22 protein-coding genes and 3 tRNA genes are annotated in these 22,196 nt (G+C 62.5%); 9 read left to right on the top strand and 16 right to left on the bottom strand.

Annotation, left to right across the window (positions count from 1 at the left end; translation table 11 throughout):
* Window positions 1-335: 335 nt before the first annotated feature.
* From prfC to ACUTQY_RS14455, 3 genes are all read right to left on the bottom strand, one after another.
* On the bottom strand, window positions 336-1,925 hold the full coding sequence (prfC, locus tag ACUTQY_RS14465) for a peptide chain release factor 3 (RefSeq protein WP_033641789.1): 1,590 nt from the start codon (window positions 1,923-1,925) through the stop codon (window positions 336-338).
* Window positions 1,926-2,076: 151 nt separating this feature from the next.
* Window positions 2,077-2,520, bottom strand: a complete 444-nt coding sequence (rimI, locus tag ACUTQY_RS14460) for a ribosomal protein S18-alanine N-acetyltransferase (RefSeq protein WP_046688208.1) — start codon at window positions 2,518-2,520, stop codon at window positions 2,077-2,079.
* On the bottom strand, window positions 2,465-2,902 hold the full coding sequence (locus ACUTQY_RS14455; protein WP_046688207.1) for a DNA polymerase III subunit psi: 438 nt from the start codon (window positions 2,900-2,902) through the stop codon (window positions 2,465-2,467). Before ACUTQY_RS14455 ends, rimI begins: the two co-directional genes overlap by 56 nt.
* A gap of 146 nt (window positions 2,903-3,048) precedes the next feature.
* Here ACUTQY_RS14455 and rsmC point away from each other — a divergent pair, with 146 nt between their 5' ends.
* On the top strand, window positions 3,049-4,089 hold the full coding sequence (rsmC, locus tag ACUTQY_RS14450) for a 16S rRNA (guanine(1207)-N(2))-methyltransferase RsmC (protein WP_046688206.1): 1,041 nt from the start codon (window positions 3,049-3,051) through the stop codon (window positions 4,087-4,089).
* A gap of 51 nt (window positions 4,090-4,140) precedes the next feature.
* Here the strand turns inward: rsmC and ACUTQY_RS14445 are convergent, their stop codons facing one another.
* Window positions 4,141-5,133, bottom strand: coding sequence for an aldo/keto reductase (locus ACUTQY_RS14445; protein ID WP_046688205.1), 993 nt, complete (start codon window positions 5,131-5,133; stop codon window positions 4,141-4,143).
* Between the two features lie 118 nt (window positions 5,134-5,251).
* On the opposite strand from ACUTQY_RS14445, the gene ACUTQY_RS14440 reads away from it, so the two are divergent.
* The 4 genes from ACUTQY_RS14440 (at window position 5,252) to ACUTQY_RS14425 (ending at window position 6,607) form a co-directional block, all read left to right on the top strand.
* Window positions 5,252-6,196: a LysR substrate-binding domain-containing protein gene (locus ACUTQY_RS14440; protein WP_445583304.1), complete on the top strand. Its 945-nt coding sequence runs from the start codon at window positions 5,252-5,254 to the stop codon at window positions 6,194-6,196.
* Window positions 6,197-6,268: 72 nt separating this feature from the next.
* Window positions 6,269-6,355 (top strand) — tRNA-Leu (locus ACUTQY_RS14435).
* A gap of 36 nt (window positions 6,356-6,391) precedes the next feature.
* Window positions 6,392-6,478 (top strand) — tRNA-Leu (locus tag ACUTQY_RS14430).
* Between the two features lie 42 nt (window positions 6,479-6,520).
* Window positions 6,521-6,607 (top strand) — tRNA-Leu (locus tag ACUTQY_RS14425).
* Window positions 6,608-6,696: 89 nt separating this feature from the next.
* Here the strand turns inward: ACUTQY_RS14425 and ACUTQY_RS14420 are convergent.
* Complete coding sequence (locus ACUTQY_RS14420; protein ID WP_033641783.1) at window positions 6,697-6,981, bottom strand: DUF1435 domain-containing protein; 285 nt, start codon at window positions 6,979-6,981, stop codon at window positions 6,697-6,699.
* Between the two features lie 260 nt (window positions 6,982-7,241).
* Here ACUTQY_RS14420 and ACUTQY_RS14415 point away from each other — a divergent pair, with 260 nt between their 5' ends.
* Entirely contained in the window at window positions 7,242-8,336 is a 1,095-nt protein-coding gene (locus tag ACUTQY_RS14415; protein ID WP_046688204.1) for a GGDEF domain-containing protein, read from the top strand.
* Here the strand turns inward: ACUTQY_RS14415 and ACUTQY_RS14410 are convergent.
* The gene (locus tag ACUTQY_RS14410; RefSeq protein WP_101453549.1) at window positions 8,333-9,244 is read right to left on the bottom strand and encodes a LysR family transcriptional regulator; all 912 of its coding nucleotides are present in this window, start codon (window positions 9,242-9,244) and stop codon (window positions 8,333-8,335) included. The two genes, ACUTQY_RS14415 and ACUTQY_RS14410, sit on opposite strands and share 4 nt — an antisense overlap.
* 108 nt (window positions 9,245-9,352) lie before the next feature.
* Between ACUTQY_RS14410 and ACUTQY_RS14405 the strand changes: the two genes are divergently transcribed.
* Window positions 9,353-10,555 (top strand): MFS transporter, encoded by a 1,203-nt coding sequence (locus tag ACUTQY_RS14405; protein WP_046688202.1) that lies wholly within the window; start codon window positions 9,353-9,355, stop codon window positions 10,553-10,555.
* Window position 10,556: 1 nt separating this feature from the next.
* On the opposite strand, the gene fucP is transcribed toward ACUTQY_RS14405, so the two are convergent.
* From fucP to ACUTQY_RS14370, 7 genes are read right to left on the bottom strand one after another with little or no spacing between them, the layout of a single operon-like run.
* Window positions 10,557-11,786, bottom strand: a complete 1,230-nt coding sequence (fucP, locus tag ACUTQY_RS14400; RefSeq protein WP_046688201.1) for an L-fucose:H+ symporter permease — start codon at window positions 11,784-11,786, stop codon at window positions 10,557-10,559.
* 40 nt (window positions 11,787-11,826) lie between these two features.
* Window positions 11,827-12,186, bottom strand: coding sequence for an L-rhamnose mutarotase (locus tag ACUTQY_RS14395; RefSeq protein ID WP_015376547.1), 360 nt, complete (start codon window positions 12,184-12,186; stop codon window positions 11,827-11,829).
* Entirely contained in the window at window positions 12,183-12,959 is a 777-nt protein-coding gene (locus tag ACUTQY_RS14390) for an SDR family oxidoreductase (protein ID WP_046688200.1), read from the bottom strand. The genes ACUTQY_RS14395 and ACUTQY_RS14390 overlap by 4 nt, the downstream gene beginning before the upstream one ends.
* Window positions 12,937-13,800: an amidohydrolase family protein gene (locus ACUTQY_RS14385; protein WP_046688199.1), complete on the bottom strand. Its 864-nt coding sequence runs from the start codon at window positions 13,798-13,800 to the stop codon at window positions 12,937-12,939. Before ACUTQY_RS14385 ends, ACUTQY_RS14390 begins: the two co-directional genes overlap by 23 nt.
* Window positions 13,801-13,814: 14 nt before the next feature.
* Entirely contained in the window at window positions 13,815-15,092 is a 1,278-nt protein-coding gene (locus ACUTQY_RS14380; protein WP_025305193.1) for an L-fuconate dehydratase, read from the bottom strand.
* A gap of 14 nt (window positions 15,093-15,106) precedes the next feature.
* Window positions 15,107-15,952 carry a fumarylacetoacetate hydrolase family protein gene (locus ACUTQY_RS14375; protein ID WP_046688198.1) on the bottom strand — a complete coding sequence of 282 codons (846 nt, stop codon included), beginning with the start codon at window positions 15,950-15,952 and terminating at the stop codon, window positions 15,107-15,109.
* Window positions 15,953-15,977: 25 nt separating this feature from the next.
* The gene (locus ACUTQY_RS14370) at window positions 15,978-16,718 is read right to left on the bottom strand and encodes an SDR family oxidoreductase (RefSeq protein WP_128868734.1); all 741 of its coding nucleotides are present in this window, start codon (window positions 16,716-16,718) and stop codon (window positions 15,978-15,980) included.
* A gap of 235 nt (window positions 16,719-16,953) precedes the next feature.
* Here ACUTQY_RS14370 and ACUTQY_RS14365 point away from each other — a divergent pair, with 235 nt between their 5' ends.
* Together ACUTQY_RS14365 and ampH are read left to right on the top strand one after the other, a co-directional pair.
* A complete protein-coding gene (locus ACUTQY_RS14365; protein ID WP_046688196.1) occupies window positions 16,954-17,712 on the top strand; it encodes a FadR/GntR family transcriptional regulator in 759 nt (252 codons plus the stop codon).
* Window positions 17,713-17,838: 126 nt separating this feature from the next.
* Window positions 17,839-18,981, top strand: coding sequence for a D-alanyl-D-alanine-carboxypeptidase/endopeptidase AmpH (gene ampH / locus ACUTQY_RS14360; protein WP_060659979.1), 1,143 nt, complete (start codon window positions 17,839-17,841; stop codon window positions 18,979-18,981).
* A 34-nt stretch (window positions 18,982-19,015) separates the two neighbouring features.
* Here the strand turns inward: ampH and hpaC are convergent, their stop codons facing one another.
* From hpaC to hpaA, 3 genes are all read right to left on the bottom strand, one after another.
* On the bottom strand, window positions 19,016-19,531 hold the full coding sequence (gene hpaC, locus ACUTQY_RS14355) for a 4-hydroxyphenylacetate 3-monooxygenase, reductase component (protein ID WP_016929186.1): 516 nt from the start codon (window positions 19,529-19,531) through the stop codon (window positions 19,016-19,018).
* A 16-nt stretch (window positions 19,532-19,547) separates the two neighbouring features.
* Window positions 19,548-21,110 carry a 4-hydroxyphenylacetate 3-monooxygenase, oxygenase component gene (gene hpaB, locus ACUTQY_RS14350; RefSeq protein ID WP_004933158.1) on the bottom strand — a complete coding sequence of 521 codons (1,563 nt, stop codon included), beginning with the start codon at window positions 21,108-21,110 and terminating at the stop codon, window positions 19,548-19,550.
* Window positions 21,111-21,288: 178 nt separating this feature from the next.
* On the bottom strand, window positions 21,289-22,185 hold the full coding sequence (gene hpaA, locus ACUTQY_RS14345) for a 4-hydroxyphenylacetate catabolism regulatory protein HpaA (protein ID WP_004933161.1): 897 nt from the start codon (window positions 22,183-22,185) through the stop codon (window positions 21,289-21,291).
* Window positions 22,186-22,196: the final 11 nt, after the last annotated feature.

The raw sequence follows: 22,196 nt of genomic DNA, 5'->3' as shown, positions 1-22,196 counted from the left end.
TCGGATTTTTAATCAAAAAACTGTCGCCTATTGACGACAGACCAAGTGACACGAAACGGCAAAACAGTCATCTCATTGATATTTAAGGAAACAGACTGTCTCCTATCGGCAACACATCAGAATAACTCACCAAACAATCAGCGTATTACAGTGATTTACTCTCAAGCAATGTGCGGACATCTCGTTAAAGATAGACCATGCGGCGGAAAACGCAGGCCAATCGCGTCTCGCCTGGGCGACATCGATTCGCAGGATAAAATATGAGGAAGATTTATTAATTAGCGGAGTGAGAATACGGGGAACTGGCAGGGCGCACCAGGCGCCCTGCCGATGTATCAGTGTTCGCGGGTCTTGCGGAAGGTCACGTCAGGATAGCGTTCCTGCGTCAGGTTGAGGTTCACCATGGTCGGCGCGATGTAGGACAGGTTGTCCCCACCGTCCAGCGCCAGGTTGATCTCGTTCTTGCGCTTGAACTCTTCGAACTTCTTCACGTCGTCGCATTCGACCCAGCGCGCCGTCGACACGTTGACCGACTCATACAGCGCTTCCACGTTGTACTCGCTCTTCAAACGCGCCACCACCACGTCGAACTGCAGCACGCCGACCGCGCCGACGATCAAATCGTTGTTGGCGATCGGGCGGAACACCTGCACCGCGCCCTCTTCGGACAGCTGCACCAGCCCCTTCAGCAACTGTTTCTGCTTCAGCGGATCGCGCAGGCGAATGCGGCGGAACAGTTCCGGCGCGAAGTTCGGGATGCCGGTGAACTTCATGTCTTCACCTTGGGTGAAGGTATCGCCGATCTGAATGGTGCCATGGTTGTGCAGACCGATGATGTCGCCCGGATAGGCTTCTTCCACGTGCGAACGGTCGCCGGCCATAAAGGTCAGCGCGTCGGAGATCACCACGTCTTTGCCGGTGCGCACCTGACGCAGCTTCATGCCCTTCTCGTAACGGCCGGACACCACGCGCATAAAGGCCACGCGGTCGCGGTGCTTCGGATCCATGTTGGCCTGGATCTTGAACACAAAGCCGGTGAATTTCTCTTCCGCCGCCGTCACTTCACGGGTGTCGGTTTTGCGCGGCATCGGCGCCGGCGCCCAGGCCACCAGACCGTCCAGCATATGATCCACGCCGAAGTTACCGAGTGCGGTACCGAAGAACACCGGGGTCAGCTCGCCGCTCAGGAACGCCGCCTGATCGAACTCGTGGGAAGCGCCCTGCACCAGCTCCAGCTCATCGCGCAGCTGCGCCGCCAGATCTTCGCCTACGGCGACATCCAGCTCCGGGTTGTTCAGGCCCTTGACGATGCGCACTTCCTGAATGGTGTGGCCTTTACCGGTCTGGTACAGGTAGGTTTCATCCTTGTACAGGTGATAAACGCCTTTAAACAGCTTGCCGCAGCCGATCGGCCAGGTGATAGGCGAACAGGCGATTTTCAGTTCGCGCTCGACTTCGTCCATCACTTCCATCGGATCGCGGATGTCGCGGTCCAGCTTGTTCATGAAGGTCAGGATCGGCGTGTCGCGCAGACGGGTGACTTCCATCAGCTTGCGGGTGCGATCCTCAACGCCCTTGGCGGCGTCGATCACCATCAGACAGCAGTCCACGGCGGTCAGGGTGCGATACGTATCTTCGGAGAAGTCCTCGTGCCCCGGGGTATCCAGCAGGTTGACCAGGCTGTCGCGATACGGGAACTGCATCACCGAGGTGGTGATCGAGATCCCACGCTGCTTTTCCATTTCCATCCAGTCGGATTTGGCGTGCTGGCTGGAGCCGCGGCCTTTTACCGTACCGGCGGTCTGGATCGCCTGTCCGAATAGCAGCACTTTTTCGGTAATGGTGGTTTTACCGGCATCGGGGTGCGAGATGATGGCGAAAGTTCTTCTTTTGGAGACTTCGCGGGCAAATTCACTAGGAGACATGGTTTTCAGGTTCTACGGTTAGTCCGCCCTGCGACATCATCAGAACGCGCCGATCGCGGCGCCGGGCAAAGCGGTGAATAAAAGATAACAGCCGGGCATTTTCGCCGATTTGCCAACCGGTGACAATCAATGCTTTTTCCGGCCGGGCTGATTACCCCAGCGGCAACGCCATCACGATCGCGTCTTCGCGGCCGTGGGCGCTCGGGTAATAATTGCGGCGCACGGTGACTTCGTTGAAACCGAGATCTTCATACAGCGCGATCGCCGCCTGGTTGGAGGCACGGGCTTCCAGCCACAGCGTAACCACGCCGCGGCTCTCCAGCTGTTCAATCAACGCGTTGAGCAGCAGGCGGCCAAAGCCCCGGCGCTGGTGCTGCGGATGAATGGCGATGTTGAACAGCGTGGCTTCGTCCAGCACGATCTGCGTGATGGCGAACCCCGCCATCTCCCCATCGGCGCTCAGCTTCAGGTTAAGGTAGCGATCGCCCTGATTGCTGGCAAAGGTGGTTTCCGTCCAGGGGAAAGCGTGGCTGGCTTGCTCAATGTTGAAGGCCGTGGCCAGGTCGGCCGCCGTCAGGGTAGAAATCGTGTTCATGATGACAAATCTGCTGCCAGAGGGCGCGTTTGGCCCCCGCGTCTTGGGAAAGCTCGGCCAGCGCCGGGCTGTGTAGCTGCGCGCCGGCGACCGCGAGCGGTTCCGTCACGCCCAGCCGCCAACTGTTGCATGCGGTCTCTTCAGGCAGCATCGCCACCTGTTCCGGCGTCAGGCTGTAGGTTTGCGCCGGCGTCAGCCCCAGGCTGCGCAGCACGTCGCAAAACAGCGGATCGTCGGGCGCCGGCAGCGTCTGCGCCACCACCAGCAGGCGCGTCTCGGGCGGCAGACTGACCGCCACTTCGCCCTGCAACACGCCCGGGCGGCGCAATGTCCACTGCGTAATACCCAGTTGTTGTAACAGCCAGTCGCGTTTTGATGCCATGCCGATTCCTACCCGTTGTGGTGCGCCATGCCTGCCATGCGCCGCGCTATGCTAACAAACCCGCGCAGCCCGCGCCAACAAACCCGTCGAACATATCGCCACAAAGCTCTATAATCCCCGGTCTCATTTCCAGGAGCCAATATCTGATGTCTGCATTAACCCCCGCCAGTGAAGTCATGCTGCGCCACAGTGATGAATTTATCGAACGCCGCGTGCTGTTTGCCGGCGACCTGCAGGACAGCCTGCCGGCCCAATTCGAGGCCGCGGACGTGCGCGTCCACACTCAGCAATACCATCACTGGCAGTTACTGAACCGGACGATGGGCGATAACGTGCAGTTCGGTTTGACCGTCGATCCCGCTTTCGTCGCCGACTGCGACACGCTGGTTTACTACTGGCCGAAGAGCAAGCAGGAAGCGCAATTCCAGCTGTGCAACATCCTGGCGCTGCTGCCGGTGGGCGCGGACGTGTTCGTGGTCGGTGAAAACCGCAGCGGCGTGCGCAGCGCCGAGCCAACGCTGGAAGGCCACGTCACGCTGGTGAAAATCGACAGCGCGCGCCGCTGCGGCCTGTATCACGGTCGCCTGGACGCGCAGACCAAGTTCGACCTGAACGACTGGTGGGACAGCTATCAGCTGCACGATCTGGAAGTGAAAACGCTGCCGGGCGTGTTCAGCCGCGACGGTCTGGACGTCGGCAGCTCGCTGCTGCTGTCGACGCTGGAAAAACACATGAAAGGCAAGGTGCTGGACATCGGCTGCGGCGCCGGCGTCATGGCCTCGGTAATGTCCAAGCTGTCGCCGAAAGTCAAATTGACCCTCAGCGACGTCAACGCCGCCGCGGTGGAATCCAGCCGCGCGACGCTGGCCGCCAACGGCATCGAAGGGGAAGTGATCGTCAGCAACGTTTACTCCGACATCACCGGCCGTTTCGACATGATCATCTCCAACCCGCCGTTCCACGACGGGCTGCAGACCAGCCTGACCGCCGCCGAAACTCTGATCCGCGGCGCGGTGAAGCACCTGCCGATCGGTGGCCAACTGCGCATTGTCGCCAACGCCTTCCTGCCATACCCGGACATTCTGGACGCCACCTTCGGCAGCCACGAAGTGCTGGCGCAGAACGGCCGCTTCAAGGTGTACCAGGCGACCGTCGGCCGTCCGCCGCGCGCGCCGAAGAAGAAATAATTCGCCGTTGGCGGAAAACGACAGAGCGCGGCCTGCAGGCCGCGCTTTTTTTTAACCGTTGATGTAGGTCATCGACTCCGCGCCGTAGCGATCGCCGGCCGCCGCGCTCAGCGGGAACACCGCTTCAATCGCCGCCAGCTCAGCCGCGCTCAGCGTTATCTCCGCCGCCGCGACGTTCTCTTCAAGGTAACGACGGCGTTTGGTGCCGGGGATCGGCACGACGTGTTCCCCCTGCGCCAACACCCAGGCCAGCGCCAGCTGCGAAGGTTTAACGCCCTTCTGCGCCGCCAGCTCGCTCACCTTCTCCACCAGCGCCAGATTGCGGCTGAAGTTTTCCCCCTGGAAGCGCGGGTTGCTGCGGCGGAAGTCGTCCTCGGCCAGATCCTCCGGCCGCTGGATAGCGCCGGTGAGGAAACCGCGCCCTAACGGGCTGTAGGGCACAAAGCCGATGCCCAGGCGCTCGCAGGCCGCCAGCACGCCCTGCTCGGCGTCGCGCGTCCACAGCGAATATTCGGTCTGCAGCGCGGTGATCGGATGCACCTTGTGCGCCCGCTCCAGCGTGGCGACCGACGCCTCGCTCAGGCCGATGTGGCGGATCTTGCCTTCGCGGATCAGATCCGCCATCGTGCCCACGACGTCCTCGATCGGCACCTGCGGATCGACCCGGTGCTGATAATAAAGATCGATCTCCTCCACGCCCAAGCGCCGCAGGCTGCCCTCGACGGAGCGCCGGATATACTCGGGCCGGCTGCTGACGCCGCGCGCCGAAGGATCCGCCGGATCGCGCAGAATGCCGAACTTGGTGGCCAGGAACACCTGTTGCCGCTTGCCTTTGATCGCTTCCCCCACCAGCTCTTCGTTGGTGTGCGGGCCATACATGTCGGCGGTGTCGAGCAGCGTGACGCCCAGCTCCAGCGCCCGGTGCAGCGTGGCGATGGCTTCCTGCCGATCGGCGCCGGTGGAGTAGAAGTCGCTCATGCCCATGCATCCCAACCCCAGGGCGGAGACGACGGGACCGTGGGAACCGAGTTTACGTTGTTGCATTGTGCTGCCCTCATGCGGTGAATGGATAACGCAGCAAAGTCTGGTTGTTTACTCGACAAAGATAAATAATGCAGATTGCACATCACTGTTCAAAAATCACCAACAATCCGGAGTGGTAATGGATCAGGTTCAAGCCATGCGCATTTTTACCCGCATCGTCGAACTGGGCAGCTTCAGCCGGGCGGCCGAACGCCTGCAGCTGCCGCGCGCCACGGTCAGCAACGCGCTGAAACGGCTGGAACAGCGGCTGGGCGTGCGCCTGCTGATCCGCACCACCCGCCAGGTGCAGGTGACCAGCGAAGGCAGTCTCTACTATCAACGCTGCGTGCAGTTGCTGGGCGCGCTGGAGGAGGCGGACACGCTGTTCAGCCACCATAAGCTGCAGCCGTCCGGCAAAGTGCGCATCGATATGCCCCATTCGCTGGCGCGCGAGGTCGTCATTCCGGCGCTGGACGACTTCTACCGGCGCTATCCCGACATCACGCTGGCGCTGGGCGCCAACGACACCCACGTCGATCTGCTGCGCGAAGGCGTGGACTGCGTGCTGCGCGCCTGGGAAACCGAAGACGACAGCCTGGTGGCGCGGCGCATCGCCCAGTTGCCGCAGGTCACCTGCGCTTCTCCCGCTTACCTGCAGGCCCACGGTACGCCGCTCGACATCGATAGCCTGACGCCGCACCGCGCGGTGGGGTATTTTTCGCTGGCCAGCAACCGCGATTACCCGCTGGAGTTTTGCCGCGGCGGCAATCTGGAACTGCGCGAACTGCCCGCCCGGCTGAGCGTCAGCGGCGCCGACGCCTATATCGCCGGCGCGCGCGCCGGCATGGGATTGATACAGGCGGCGCGCTATTCGCTTGCCCCTTGGCTGGAACAGGGCGAACTGGTGGAAGTGCTGGCGGAAACGCCGCCTCCGCCGATGCCGATTTACATCATGTATCCGCCCGGCCGTTTCCTGGCGCCGCGGGTCAGAGTGTTGATTGATTGGCTGATTTGGCTGTTTGACCAGCAGAAAAGCGGCGATATGGCTGTTTTTCCAGCAAACGCCCGCAAAGCGGGGAAATAACTGTTGACGTGTCCGCCAAAATCTCTAGAATTCGCCTCCGTGGTAACGTTACTCCGGTAATGTTTCTGGTACGCGAAGGTGGCGGAATTGGTAGACGCGCTAGCTTCAGGTGTTAGTGTCCTTACGGACGTGAGGGTTCAAGTCCCTCTCTTCGCACCAAATAACCACATGATTTATATTGCACTCAGCATCGATGCGAAGGTGGCGGAATTGGTAGACGCGCTAGCTTCAGGTGTTAGTGTTCTTACGGACGTGAGGGTTCAAGTCCCTCTCTTCGCACCACGCTGGCGACGTAATATAAATCAAAGCAACAACATCGACTGTGCGAAGGTGGCGGAATTGGTAGACGCGCTAGCTTCAGGTGTTAGTGTCCTTACGGACGTGAGGGTTCAAGTCCCTCTCTTCGCACCAATTGATGATCTCCCCGGCAGTATCCTCGAAAAAATCCCAACGCATTGATGAATCACACGCTTAAGCGTGGTTTTGCCGTTTCCGGCGTTTCACCCGAAGCTGAAGTTCAGACTGACAGCCGCCAGGCCGCCCGCCAGCGCCATACAGGAAGGCAGCAGCAGATAGTGGCGCAGCCGGCTGTTGAACAGCATCACCAGCGTGGCCAACATCGCTATCACGATCAGGGTGCGCAACTGCACCATATCCAGGTCGATCAAGGCCAGCAGCGGCATCAGCGCACAAGGCAGCAAAACGCCCCAGGCGCTGGCCAGGCGATCCCCGAGGCACCAACTGACGCCCCACAGCCCGCACGCGGCAATCATGGCGGTGAGCATGACAACCCCCCTTCAAGTGATAATGATAACCAATATCATATAACACTTTTTTGGCCGCCGCATCATTTTCACTGCGCTGACCAAACCCAGATGACACCAGCATGAAAAAATGATAATTTGACATAAGAAAATTCCTAGTCCTGTTTGCATGATAATAATCACAATCCTCAACCATGCAATTCAAGTGGATATTCGCGCCAAAGGAATGCTTCTCAACCTTAATTATTCGACAGAACGACTTTGCAAAGAGTGACCTCCGTATGAACGCCCGTTCTTATCAGGAATTACTGAACAGCAAGCAGCGCCTGGCATTATTTCTTTTTCTGATAATGAATGCCGCCTCTTCCGTATTTACATTATTGTTCCCTTTTAGGGATACGCCCGCATTTACCCTACCTTTATTATGTATACCGCTATTTTGTCTGGTAGCCGCGCTATTGTCCCTGCAAACGCCACGCAAATACTTGTGCAAACTCAACCTGTTCGCCGGCGTGCTCGGCCTGCTCTGGGCCGCACATATTTACGTTAAAAGTCAATATTGCCTACCGAATAACCAAGATTTTTTATTAATTAGTTTGTTTAGCATCTTTTTTATCAGCGCTATTTCCCTGACGGACAACTTTACCGCCTTTTGTTTACACGCCGTGCCTTCCGCAATGGTGATCCTGGCTTTAGACGGCATGCATAATACCCTGCGGATATTATTCACCACGCTATTACCTATTATCGCTTTCTCCATCCACCACCTGATGTTGAAACGCAGTGAAATCTTTACTCACGCGCTGGTGGCCAACCTGTATAACGAGCGAGATAAATTCAATAATTTGAGCATGATCGATCCTCTGACCGGCCTTTATAACCGGCGCGGGCTGGAGAATAAGATCACGATGCTGCTGGAACCGCAAACCGGCCATCATTACGTGCTGTTGCTGGATATCGACCACTTCAAGGTCTATAACGACAGCTACGGCCACGCCATGGGCGATCGGGCGTTGGTGCAGGTGGCGGTCGCCATCCGCGATGCGGTGCGTTCGCGCGACATCGTGGTGCGTTACGGCGGGGAAGAATTTTTGGTGCTGCTGACCAACGTGCACGAAGGCTACGCGGCGCAACTGGCCGAACGGGTGCGCCAGCGGGTGGCGGAGCTGAACATCCCGCACGGCGCCAGTCCGCAGCACAGCGGCACGCTGACGCTCAGCGCCGGCATCTCCGCGTTGGAAAAACTGGACATCGAATCGGCGATAGGCGCGGCCGACGCCGCGCTCTATCTGGCGAAGCACAGCGGCCGCAACAATATTCAGCTGGCGCAAAACGTCGAGCCCGCCCTGCTGCAACCGCAGGAATTGACACGCTAAACGGTTTCCCAAATCGCCTTGCCCTGCCAGCGCCGTTCGATCGCCGCCAGAAACAGTTTCACTTTGGGGGAGAGATGGCGTCGGCTGGGATAGACGGCGCAGATCGGCGGCCCCGGGCGACAATAGCGTTCCAGCACCGGCACCAGCGTGCCGGCCGCCATCTGTTCACCGACCAGAAACGCCCCTACCTGACACAGACCGGCCCCGGCGACGGCTGCATCCCGCAATGCCTCGACATTGTTGAAACGCATCCGGCCGCGCACCGGCTGTTCGTGCAGTTGGCCGTTAACCCGATAGCGCCAGGGCGCCGGCAATCCCTGGTGGCTGAAGACCAGCGTCTCGTGATCGCCCAGCGCCTCCGGTGTCGCAGGCGTGCCGTAGCGCGCCAGATAGTCCGGCGCCGCGCAGGTGATCAGGCGGTGCGGCGCGAGCACCCGCCGCACCAGCCGACTGTCGTCGCTGCCGCCGACGCGGATCGCCATGTCGATGCCGTCGCGCACCAAATCGCTGTAATCGTCGGAGAAGCTGACGTCGGCGTCCACCTCCGGCCACTGCGCCAAAAATTCCCGCAGAATCGGCAAAATATGCAACCGCCCCAACGAGACCGGCACATCCAGCCGCAGCCGCCCGCGCGGGGTTTGCCGCCGCGTATTGAGCGCCGTTTCCGCCTCTTCGGCCTGCGACAGGATGCGCTGCGCATATTCGTAAAACACCGCGCCGTCTTCGGTCAGGCTGACGCTGCGCGTGGTGCGTTGCAGCAGCCGGGTCGCCAATCGCGCCTCCAATCGGTTCACGCATTTGCCCGCCGCCGATCGGGAGATGCCCAGTCTCTCGGCCGCCAGCGTGAAGCTGCAGGCGTCGGCGACGCGAATGAATACCAGCAGGTCGGTCAGGTTATCCAACGGCATAGACGGTAAATTAGCCACGCTTTGTCCCCAATGTTGCGCATTCAGGCCAGTTTATCAGCCATTTTGGCGCGGATACACTGAGGTTCGTCATCTGTTGGGAGAGTCATTATGAGTGCCTTACACGCCGACGGCGGCGCAAAAGCGTGGCTGGCGACCTTCGCGGTCGGCCTGTCCACCTTTACCGTCGTCACCGCAGAAATGCTGCCCGTCGGGCTGCTGACCCCGATCGTCAGCACCCTGAACGCATCGATCGGCCGCGCCGGGCTGCTGATTTCCCTGCCGGCCCTGTTCGCCGCGCTGTTCGCCCCGCTGGTGGTGCTGGGCGCCCGGCGCACGGACCGCCGCAACCTGCTGGCGGGCTTTCTGCTGCTGCTGATCGCCGCTAACCTGCTGGCCGCCGCCGCCACCTCCCTGGCGCTGCTGTTCGCTGCGCGCATTCTGCTGGGCTTTTGCATCGGCGGTATCTGGGCCATCGCCGGCGGGCTGGCGGAACGCCTGGTGCCGCCGGCCTCCGTCGGATTGGCGCTGTCCATCATCTTCGGCGGCGTAGCGGCGGCCTCGGTGTTCGGCGTGCCGCTCGGGGTATTCCTCGGCGAAGCGCTGGGCTGGCGCATGGCGTTTCTGGCGGTCGCCGTTCTGGCGGCGCTGACCCTGCTCCTGCTGGTGTGCGTGCTGCCGCCGCTGCCGGTCACGCAGGCGATCGGCTGGCGGTCGTTCACCGCGCAACGCGCGAATCGCCGGCTGCTGACCGGGCTGCTGCTGACGTTTCTGCTGGTCGCCGGTCACTTTATGGCTTACACCTTTGTCCGTCCGCTGCTGCAGACGGTCTCCGGCACCGAGAGCCGCTGGGTGGGGCCGCTGCTGTTCGCCTACGGCATCGCCGGCCTCGTCGGGAATTTTATCGCCGGCCAGGCCGCCGCCAAACGACTGTGCCGCACCCTGGCGCTGATCGCCCTCGGGCTGGCGCTCGCCGTCCTGCTGCTGCCGCTGCTGGGCCACACGCCGCTGAGCGGCGGCGCCTTCCTGCTGCTGTGGGGCATCGCCTACGGCGGCGTTTCCGTTGCGCTGATGGCGTGGATGCTCAAGGCGGCGCCCGATGCGGCCGAGGTCGCCTCTTCACTGTATATCGCGCTGTTTAACCTGGCGATTTCCTGCGGTTCGCTGGTGGGCGGGCTGGTGGTGGATGCCGGCGGCCTGACGATAAACGGCGCGCTGTCCGGCCTGGTGCTGCTGCTGGCGTTGGCCATCCTGATGGGGACCCGGCGGCAGATGCCGAAAACGGCGGCGAAAGCCGATTCGCCGCCGGGGTGAATCAGGCGCGGCGCTGCCGCAGGCCGTAAACCAACACCACCGCGAAGCACAGCAGCGGCAGCAGATAAGAGAGCGCGGTGCTGTAACGGTCGGCCAGCGCCCCCATAAAGTAAGGCATGATGGCACCGCCGACGATCGCCATGATCATGAACGAGCTGGCGCGCTTGGTGTGCTTGCCCAGATTTTTCACCCCCAGGGCGAAAATGGTCGGGAACATGATCGACATAAAGAAGAACACCGCGATCAGCGCCACCACTGATACGCCGTCGACGCTCAGCATCACCACGCCGCATAGCGCGATGTTGATCAGCGCATAGACCGCCAGCAGCGTCGCCGGTTTGACCCGTCCCATCAGCCAGGTACTGAAGAAACGTCCGACCATAAAGCAGATCATGGCGATCGACAGCAGGTAAGAGGCGCTCTGGTTAGACACCTCGCGCCAGTGCTCGGTGGCGTAGTTGATGAAGAACGCCCCCACGCCCACCTGCGCCGCCACGTAGAAAAACTGCGTGATGACCCCGCCGACGAAATGCGGATGCTGCCACAACCCCTGCGCTATCACGCCGTGCACCGGTTTTTCCTCTTCGCGGATCGCCGGCAGTCGGGTGCGGCTGAACAACAGCGCGATCAGCAACACCAGCACGGCAATCGCCACATAGGTCATCTTCACCGCGCTCTGATCGCCGCCGCCGACGGACTGGCCGGCGGAGAAGAACAGCGTGCCGCCGATCAACGGGCCGATAAACTGCCCGAGGCCGTTGAACGACTGGGCCAGGTTGAGCCGCCGTTCGGCGCCCTGCGCGTCGCCCAACACCGTGGCGTACGGGTTGGCCGCCGTTTCCAGGCAGCCCAGGCCGCTGGCGATGACGAACAGCGCGAACAGGAAGACGCCGAAGCTGTTGGCCGACGCCGCCGGCACGAACAGCAACGCCCCCAGCGCGTACAGGCACAGCCCGACCAGAATGCCCGCCTTATAGCCCTTGCGATCCATAAAGTACCCGGCGGGCAGCGCCACCAGGAAATAGGCGCCGAAGTAGGCCGCCTGCAGCAGCCCCGACTGCGCCTTGGTGACGTGCAACGTCTCCTGAAAATGTTTGTTCAATACGTCCAGCAGGCCATAGGACAGCCCCCACATGAAGAACAGGCTGGTGACCAGGATAAAGGCCCAGCGCAGATTGGCGGTCACGGGGACGCCCGGCTGCGCGGAGGCCGCACTTTTTTCAGCAAGCATGGTGATACCCTCGTATCGTCTGGCGATGATGATGTTGGCGTTATTGCTGTTGCAGAGAGAAAATCCGCGCCATTTCCACCCATTTTTCGCCCTGCGGCGTCCAGGGGGTGGCGGCCTGGTAGTGCCACATCAGCGCTTCCCATCGCTGTACTTCGGGGTTGTTCAGGCTGGCGGCGTCAAAACGCGCGGCGTCGAAATCGGCGCTGACCTCCACGATCATGAACAGCCGGGTGCCCAACCGGTAAATCTCCATGTCCAGAATGCCGTGCTCGCGCAAATGCGCGGCGATGCCCGGCCAAATGCGCTGATGATGCTGCTGGTACTCCGCAATCAGCGCCGGCGAGTCAATCAGATCGAGCGCCTGGCAGAAACGGCGCCGCCCTGCCGCCGCGCCGCTCACGTCAGCGCCCGATCGAGATGCAGGTAGCCGCCGTCCACCGACAGCCACTGTCCGGTGGTGTGTGATGACCGCGACGACAGCAGAAACGCCACGGTATCGGCGATCTCCTGCGGCGTGGTCATGCGCTGTCCGAGCGGAATGCGCGCGGTGATCTTCTCCATCTGCCGCTGCGGGTCGGCGAAGGTGTTGAGCCAGCGCTGGTACTGCGGGGTAATCACCTCCGCCGGCACCACCGCGTTCACCCGCACCCCATCATGGCGCAGCGACACCGCCCATTCGCGCGTCAGCGCCAGCACCGCGCCCTTGGCGGCGGTGTAGCCGCTGGTGCCGCCCTGGCCGCTGAGCGCAGTCTTGGAGGCGATGTTGACGATGACGCCCCGGCTCTCCCGCAGCGCCGCCTGGCACAGGTGCGCCATCAGGTAGTAGTGCACCAGGTTCTTTTCCAGCGAGCCGACGAACGCTTCGCGCCCCGCCTCTAGCCCGACGCCGTCGTTGACCCCGGCGTTGTTCACCAGCCCGTCAATGCGGCCGAAGGTCGCCAGCGTCTGGCTGACCGCCCGGCGGCAGGCCGCCTCGTCGCACAATTCGGTGAGGATCACCCCGGTGCGCGGCTGCAGTCGCTGCAAATCGGCCAGCAGCGCCGCCTCCGGCGCGGCGTTGGTGACCAGCACCGGGATCGCCCCCTCTTCAGCCAGCACATGAGCAATCGCCGCGCCGATGCCGGCACCGCCGCCGGTGACCAGCACCACCTTATCTTGCAGATACAGATCCATAACCAGACTCCGTTAACCCGTAAATTCGCCGGGCGGTATCGCCCCAAATCGCCGCCTGCTCGGCAGCCCCCAGCGTCGACAGCGCCCGTTCGCACAGTTGCACCACCTGGCGGTAGTCGCCGGCCAGCAGGCACACCGGCCAGTCGGAGCCGAACATCAGCCGCTGCGGACCGAACGCCTCCAGCGCGGCGTCGAAGAACGGCAGCAGTTCCTCCGCCCGCCACCGGCCACCCGGCGCCTCGGTGCTCAGCCCCGAGAGCTTGCAGGCCACGTGCGGCAGCGCCGCCAACGGCCGGATTTGCTGCGCCCAGTGCCGCGCGCCGCGCGCGATGTCCGGCTTGCCGAAGTGATCCAGCACCAGCCAGTGTTGGTCGTGGCGGCCGGCAAACGCCGCCGCGGCCGCCAGATCCCGGTGCGTCACCAGGATCTCGTACACATACCCGGCACGCTGCAGCGTTTGCATGCCGCGTTCCACCTCGGGCCGCGCCAGCCAGGCCGCCGGATCCGCTTCGTCCTGCACCTGATGGCGCACCCCGCGCAGCGCGCTGTAAGGTCGCCAGGCCTCCAGACGCTGCGCCAGCTGTGGCGCGGTGATATCCAGCCAGCCCACCACGCCGCATATGCCCTCGCCCTGCTCAGCCAGCGCCAGCAGGGCCAGCGTCTCGTCTTCGCTGGGGCGCGCCTGCACCGCCAGCGCGCCGTCGAAACCGTGTTCCTGCAACAGCGGCCGCAGCCGGGGCGGATCGAAATCCTGTCGCAGCACGTGCATCCGCTCGTCGATCCACGGGTAGCGCTGCGGGTGATAGCGCCAGTAGTGCTGGTGAGCGTCGATGCGCGGCATGCGATCCTCCCGCCTCACCCGCGGAACCGATACTGCTCGATCGACGACGGATGCATCTCGATCGAGTAACCGGGACGGCTCGGCGGCATGTAGGCCGCACCGTTGATCACGCAGGGATCGACAAAGTGTTCATGCAAATGATCGACGTACTCGATCACCCGGCCTTCGTGGGTGCCGGCAATGCACAGGTAGTCGATCATCGACAGGTGTTGCACGTACTCGCACAGCCCGACGCCGCCGGCGTGCGGGCAGACCGGCAGCTGGTATTTGGCCGCCATCAGCATCACCGCCAGCACTTCGTTGACGCCGCCGAGGCGGCAGGCGTCGATCTGCACCACGTCTACCGCGCCGCGCATGATGAACTGCTTGAACATGATGCGGTTCTGGCACATCTCACCGGTGGCCACCTTGACCGGCGCCACCCCTTCGCGGATGCGACGATGCCCTTCCACGTCGTCCGGGCTGGTCGGCTCTTCGATAAACCAGGGTTTGGCGAACGCCAGATGCTTCACCCACGGAATGGCTTCGTCCACCTCCCACACCTGGTTGGCGTCGATCATCAGTCGCCGATCCGGGCCGATCACCTCGCGGGCGATGCGCACCCGGCGAATATCGTCTTCCAGATCGCGCCCGACCTTCAGCTTCAGGTAGGAGAAACCGGCATCGACCGCTTCCTGGCACAGGCGGCGCAGCTTGTCATCCGGGTAGCCCAGCCAACCTGCCGAAGTGGTGTAGCAGGGATACCCTTCCTGCAGCAGCCGTTCCAGGCGGCGTTCTTTGCCCTCGGCCCGCTGTTTCAACAGCGCCAGCGCTTCCTGCGGCGTGATGCAGTCGGTGATGTAACGGAAGTCGATGCAGCGTACCAGCTCCTCCGGCGTCATCTCCGCCACCAGCCGCCACACCGGCTTGCCGACCGATTTGGCCCACAGATCCCACACCGCGTTGACCACCGCGCCGGTCGCCAGGTGAATAGCGCCTTTGTCCGGCCCGATCCAGCGCAGCTGGCTGTCGCTGGTGAAGCGCCGCCAGAAGGCGCCCATGTCAGCGGCGATCGTCTCCAGCCGCTCACCGACGATCTGATGCTCCAACGCGCGGATCGCCGCGCAGCAGATCTCGTTGCCGCGGCCGATGGTGAACGTCAGCCCGTGGCCGCTGAGATCCGCACGATCGGTCTCCAGGATCACGTAGGCGGCGGAATAGTCGGGATCCGGATTCATGGCGTCGGATCCGTCCAGCCCCAGCGAGGTGGGGAAACGAATGTCTTCAACCCGCAGTGCGGTAATGGTGGTCATGGCGGCGCTCCCGGTTAAGCCTGTACGGTTTGCTGGCGCTGTTCGCCCAGCCCTTCAATGCCCAGACGCATCGTCTGGCCCGCCCGCAGGTAGATGGGCTGCGGTTTTTGCCCCATGCCGACGCCCGGCGGCGTGCCGGTGGAAATCACGTCACCCGGCTGCAGGCTCATGAAGCGGCTGAGGTAGCTGACGATTTGCGGAATGCGGAAGATCATGGTGCTGGTGTTGCCGTCCTGATAGCGCTTGCCGTCCACCTCCAGCCACAGGTTCAGGCTGTGCGGATCGGCGATCTCGTCGGCGGTCACCAGCCAGGGCCCGATCGGCCCAAAGGTGTCGCAGCCTTTGCCCTTGTCCCAGGTGCCGCCGCGCTCAATTTGATATTCGCGTTCTGAGACGTCGTTGATCACGCAATAACCGGCGACGTGGCGCATCGCGTCTGCTTCGCTGATGTAGCGCCCGCCCAGGCCGATCACCACGCCCAGCTCCACTTCCCAGTCGGTTTTCTGCGAGCCGCGCGGGATCTCCACCCGATCGTGGGGGCCGATCACCGCGCTGGTCCATTTGTTGAACACCACCGGTTCCTCAGGAATGGCGGCACCGGTCTCCGCCGCGTGATCGGCGTAGTTCAGGCCGATGCAGATAAACTTGCCGATGCCGCCGACGCAGGCGCCGAGGCGCGGCTGCCCTTCGACCAGCGGCAGCGTGGCACTGTCCAGCGCGCGCAGTTTGGCGAGCGACGCCGGCAATAACGCGGCGCCCCCCACGTCGGCGATATGCTGCGACAAATCGCGCAGGCGGCCTTGCGCATCCAACATGCCGGGGCGCTCTTGCCCGGGTTGCCCGTAACGTAAAAGTTTCATGCCTTCCTCTCTCAAAAATGGCGGCTCAGTTGCTCCAGCCGCCGTCGATGATCTGCACCGTGCCGGTGGTGTATGAACTGGCGTCAGAAGCCAGATACAGCGCCAATTGGGCGATTTCCTCGGTGGTGCCGATGCGCCCGATCGGCTGACGGGCGACGAACGCCTGATACACCTCTTGCTCGCTGCGCCCCTGCTCGCGCGCCTGCTCGGCAATACGCTGGCGCAGCGACGGCGACTCCACCGTGCCGGGGCAGATGGCGTTGCAGCGGATGCCCTGCGTGACGTAGTCCGCCGCCACCGAGCGCGTCAGGCCGATCACCGCCGCCTTGCTGGCGCTGTAAGCGAAGCGGTTCGGCACCCCTTTCACGCTCGAGGCCACCGAGGACATGTTGATGATCGAGCCTTTGCCGCGCGCCAACATGCCCGGCAGGAAAGCGCGGATCATGCGAAACATCGCGGTGACGTTGAGATCGAGCGCGAACGCCCACTGATCTTCGGTGCAATCGAGGATCGATCCGCTGTGCACCACGCCGGCGCAGTTGAACAGCACGTCGATCGGGCCGATCGCTTCCGCCGCCGCCGCGATGGCGGCCGGATCGGTGACGTTCAGCGCCAGCGCGCGGATCCCGGCAGAGCCCTGCAGGCGCTCGAGGTTGATGTCGCTGGCGATCACGTCGGCGCCGGCGGCGGCGAACAGCCTGGCGGTGGTAAAACCGATCCCTTGCCCAGCGGCGGTGATCAGTACGCGTTTCCCGGTTAAATCCATCTTGACTCCTCGGCCTAAAGGTCTAATGGTCAGGCCACTAAAGGCGGTTAAAGGTCAGGCCTCTAACATGACAAGAGACGCTTTACGCGTTATCGTTGGGGGAAGAAGTTAATAAAACAGCCTTGAAACCGCATTTCAATTAACCATTTTTTTACACTTGAATAACGATTACTCAAGCGCCTTGTCGCATAATTGTGCGCCAAATCACTGAACGCCGAATCGTCAAAGGTCAAAAATGCCGATTACCCGACTGGAAAACCCAAGAATTTACAGACAGATAGCTGACCAGCTCAAACGTCTTATCGAAAATAACGAATTTCCGCCGGGCAGCCGCCTGCCCTCGGAGCGGGATCTCGCCCAGCAGTTGCAGGTCAGCCGCGCGTCGGTGCGCGAGGCGCTTATCGCGCTGGAAGTGATCGGCCTGGTGGACGTCAAGGTGGGCAACGGGGTGATCGTGCGTTCGCAAACGCCGCCGCCGGCGTCGCAGGAATCGGTGATGGTCCAGGCCGGCCGCAACCAGTGGGCGGAGATCGACGACGAACTGAATATCGAGCTGGATTTCAACGCCGAGCTGCCGCCGTTTTCACTGCTGCAAACCCGCCTGCTGATCGAACCGGAGACCGCCGCGCTGGCCGCGCGCCACGCCACCGACGAGGAGCTGGCGGGCATCCGCGCCGCCTATGAGCAGAACTGCCGCGATAACCGCGCCGGCTCCGCCACCCACCCCGGCGATCGGCTGTTCCACATCCGCATCGCCCAGGCCAGCGGCAACCCGGCCTATGCGTTCATCATCGGGCACCTGCTCGGCCACCGCTACGGCAGCATGTTCCGCGTGCTGCAGCGCCACTATACGCCGGACGACATGCCGCACCGCTCCGAGCTGGAACACCGGGCGATCCTGGCGGCGATCGAAGCGCGCGATGTGCGCGGCGCCCGCAAGGCGATGAAGGCGCACCTGGACGAAGTGATCGCCATTTTCGCCCGCGCGCAGTAAGCCGCCGGCGGTTAAAAAATTTTATAGCCACCGCTCTTTTTTCTACATGCAGCAGGGGCCTGGGGGCATTACACTGGGCGACGAATAACGCCCTTTCCCGCTGCATTGTTAAATGGATAACGACCGTTGAAGAACTCTGTCTCCGCTTTATTGCTGGCGCTGGGCCTGTGCGCCGCGCCGCTGGCCGTGCAGGCCGCGCCCCCGCAGCTGGCTTCGCAAATCGTCGACCAGTATGCCGAACATATTTTCTACAACAGCGGCGCCACCGGCATGGCGCTGGTGGTGATCGACGGCAATCAAGTGGTTAACCGCAGCTTTGGCGACACCAAGCCCGGCAACAACCTGCGCCCGCGCCCGGATTCGCTGATCCGCATCGCCTCGATCACCAAGCTGATGACCAGCGAAGTGATGGTGAAGATGGCGGCGGCAGGCCAGGTCAAACTGACCGACCCGCTGCGCAAGTACGCCCCCAAAGGCGCCTATGTGCCGGCTTACAACGCCGGGCAGCCGATCACCCTGCTGAACCTGGCGACGCACACCAGCTCGCTGCCGCGCGAGCAGCCGGGCAAGAAGCCGCCGAAAACGCCGGTGTTCACCTGGCCGACCAAGGCCCAGCGCTGGCAGTGGCTGGCGCATGCCAACGTCACGGTGCCGCCGGGCGTACACGCCGCCTACTCCAACCTGGCATATGACCTGCTGGCCGACGCGCTGTCGCGCGCCGCGGGCAAGCCTTACAACGCGCTGCTGAAAGAGAAAATCACCGCGCCGCTCGGCATGGTCGACACCACGCTGACGCCGAGCCCCGAGCAGTGCTCGCGCCTGATGGTGGCGGCGGCCGGCCCGAGCGCCTGCCGCGACACCACCGCCGCAGCCGGCAGCGGCGGCGTCTACTCCACCCCGCGCGACATGCAGCGCTGGATGCAACAATTCCTCTCCTCCAGCGCCAGCGGTCCGCGCAAAGCCACCGCCGCCAGCGAGCAAACCATGTACTTCCAGCGTCACGATCTGGTGTCGCTGAAGGGTATGGACGTGCCGGGGCAAGCGGATGCGCTGGGGTTGGGTTGGGTGTATATGGCGCCGAAGGACGGGCTGCCGGGCATCATTCAGAAGACCGGCGGCGGCGGCGGGTTCATTACCTACATGGCGATGATCCCGGCGAAAAACGTCGGGGTGTTCGTGGTGGTGACCCGCTCGGAGCTGAGCAAGTTCACCAACATGAGCGATCCGGTCAACCGCCTGGTGAGCGATCTGGCGGCCAACAAGAGTTGAGATGGGGGGGCGCAGCTGGCTGCGCCCCCAGGCGTCAGGCCGGCACCGCCATCTGATGAATCACCGGATGGAAGTTACGCTTGAAGTAGATCAGGCCGTTGCCCGCTTCGCTCAGCGCGATCTGCTTGATCTGCACCAGGTACATCTGGTGGGTGCCGATGCTCTGGATCTGCTCGATCTCCCCTTCCAGGCTGGCCAGGGTATTGCGCAGCACCGGCTGCCCCAGCGCACCGAGCTGCCACTCTTCCAGCCGGAAGCGATCTTCCATGCTGACGCCGGTCATGCCGGCGAAGTGGCGCGCCATCAGCTCCTGCTCGTGGTTGAGCACGTTGACGCACAGCCTGCGGTTTTCCTGAAACACCGGGTTCATCGCGCTGTTGCGGTTGATGCACACCAGCAGCGTCGGCGGCGTATCGGTTACCGAGCACACCGCCGTGGCGGTGATGCCGCAGCGCCCCGCCGGGCCGTCGGTGGTGACGATATTCACCGCCGCCGACAGGCTGGCCATGGCGTCGCGAAAGCGCAGCCGCTGTTCATTTTCCTGAGACATACAACCTCCTCCTGAATTACTTCAGCAGATTATCCAACTGATTAATATCGTCATTGTTCCGCAGGTGCGGCACCTTCCAGCCGTGCTGATCGTAATCGGCCAGGCACTTGTCGACCATCTGCATCATGCGATCCATGTTGCCGGATCCCTGCGCGTGGCGCAGGCACTGCAGGCGGATCTCATCCTGGCTGCCGGCGTAGTTGATCTCATACAGCTCGTGGCGCCCGCCGAACTCGCTGCCGATCGCATCCCACATCAGTTTGAGGATCTTGATGCGCTCAACGTGATCCATGCCGTCCGATCCGCGCACGTAGCGCGCCAGGTACTTGTCGATCTCCGGGTTGTTCATGTCGCGCACGCTGGACGGCAGGTAGATCAGGCCGCTGGTGACGTTCTTCTCGATGATGTGTTTCACCTTGGTGTAGGCCATCGGCGCCATCACGCGGTAGGTTTGCAGCGCAGCGGAATCCGGCAGGTAGGCGCCGTTTTCCCATTGCGTGGCTTCGGCGCACATCGCGTCGCTCAGCGACCAGAACAGGTTGCGCCAGGCCACCACTTCACCCAGATCGGCCTGCACGCCGCGGAACTCCAGCACGCCGGTGCACGAGAGGCTCTTTTGCAGCAGCGCGGTGATGAAATCCATCTTCACCGCCAGACGCACGCAGGCCTGCAGCGGGAACAGCCGGGCGAAACCGCCCTGAGTGCTCCAGCGGCGACAGCGGTCGAAATCGCGGTAGATCAGCACGTTTTCCCACGGGATCAGCACATGATCCATGATCAGGATCGCGTCGTTCTCGTCGAAGCGGCTGGTCAGCGGGTAGTCGAACGGCGAACCGGTCGCGCCGGCCACCAGCTCGTAGGAGGCGCGCGAAATCAGCTTCACCCCTTCGGCGTCCATCGGCGCCACGAACATCAGCGCAAAGTCCGGATTATCGCCCATCACCTGCGCCGAACCGAAGCCGATGAAGTTGTAGTGGGTCAACGCCGAGTTGGTAGCCACCACTTTGGCGCCGCTGACGATGATGCCGGCGTCGGTTTCTTTCTCCACCTGAATGTAGACGTCCTTCACCTCGTTGACCGGCTTATGACGATCGATCGGCGGGTTGACGATAGCGTGGTTGAAATAGAGCCCGGTTTCCTGAATGCGTTTGTACCAGTGGCGCGCGTTGTCGGCGAACTGGCCGTAGAACTCCGGATAAGCGCCCAGCGCGCAGCCGAAGGCCGCCTTATAATCCGGCGTGCGCCCCATCCAACCGTAGCTTTGGCGCGACCAGTCGGCGATGGCGTCACGCTGCTGGCGCATCTCTTCCGGGCTGCGGGCATAGCGGAAGAACTTGTGGGTGTAACCGCCGTTGCCGGTGTCGGTATTCCAGCACAGGCGATCCTGGCTGGCCGGATCGTGCAGCGCGTCGTACAGCTGGCCGACCGAGGCCGCCGCATTGCGGAACGCCGGGTGGGTGGTGACGTCTTTTACGCGTTCGCCGTAAATGTAGATTTCGCGGCTGTCCTGCAAACTTTTCAGGTACTCGGCGCCGGTGAACGGACGCTTGCTGTCGGCACGAAAGTCTTCTGGTTTCATCGGGTCTTCCTCGTAATCGGCATTTTTCAGGCCGTGGAGTCGGCCATTTGTTAAAATAATGTTTTCTTTTGGTTGCTTAATTGAAGCTGCCAAAGCCGGTTTCGAGAAGAGACTTTTGCGGCAATCGCCGGTACTTTTCAGGTCAGTTTGCCGCTTTCGCGGCAAACTGTGATCGCGGTTACGAAAGGGCGTGTTGCGCCGCGCGGTAGGTTGAAGGGGAACAGCCTTCCAGCCGATTGAAAAAACGGGCGAAATAGGCCGGATCCTTGAAGCCGAGGCTGTAGGCGGTTTCATGCACCGTGCAGGCGCTGAACAGCAGCATGCGCTTAGCCTCGCGCAGCAATCGATCGAAGATCAGCCGCTTGGGCGGCCGGTTGGCGAAGCGCCGACACAGGTCGTTGAGCCGCGATTCGGTCACGCCCAACGCCTGCGCATACTCCGGCACCGGCAGATGCTCGCGGAAACGCTCGTCCACCATCTTGTTGAAGCGTTGAAACAGCTGCAGTTCGCCGCGCACGCCGCTGTTGGCGCTGTCTTCCAGCGCGGTGTTGCGCAGCAGCAGCGTGAACACCGCCTGCGCCAACAGCGCCAGCGTCTGTTCGCGCCCGGCCAGGTTCTGCGCGAACTCGCGGCGGATCAGCGCCCAATAGTGGCTGAGCGCCGTCAGCTCCTGCGGCGCGTCGGCCAGCGACAGGCAGATGCCCGGCATGTCCAGCGCCAGGTTGCTGCCGGGATACAGGCGCTCCAACAGCGGCCAAATCAGCTCCTGGCGCACCGTCAGCACATGGCCGTCGCTGTCCGGTTCGGTGAAGAACGCATGCGGTACCGACGGCGGCGTGAGGATGAACAGCGGCGCCTGCACCGAATAGTGCTGATCGTCGAGCTGCAGCTCTATCTTGCCGGTCTCCAGGAAATGCACCTGGAAGAAGCAGTCGTGCCAGTGCACCTGCATGTCGCGGCCGAAGAATGCCGCCAGCCCGGCGAAGGTTTCGTAGTGCACTTCGTCGGCGGCGTAGCGCGCGTCATACTCTTTGCAAATATCGATGTTGGCGATAAAGCCGGTACTTTTCCGCACCTCATGACCTC

Source organism: Serratia sp. TSA_130.1 (assembly GCF_052691795.1).
Note: the sequence above shows the minus strand (reverse complement) of the source record. Positions and strands in the feature narration are given on the sequence as shown.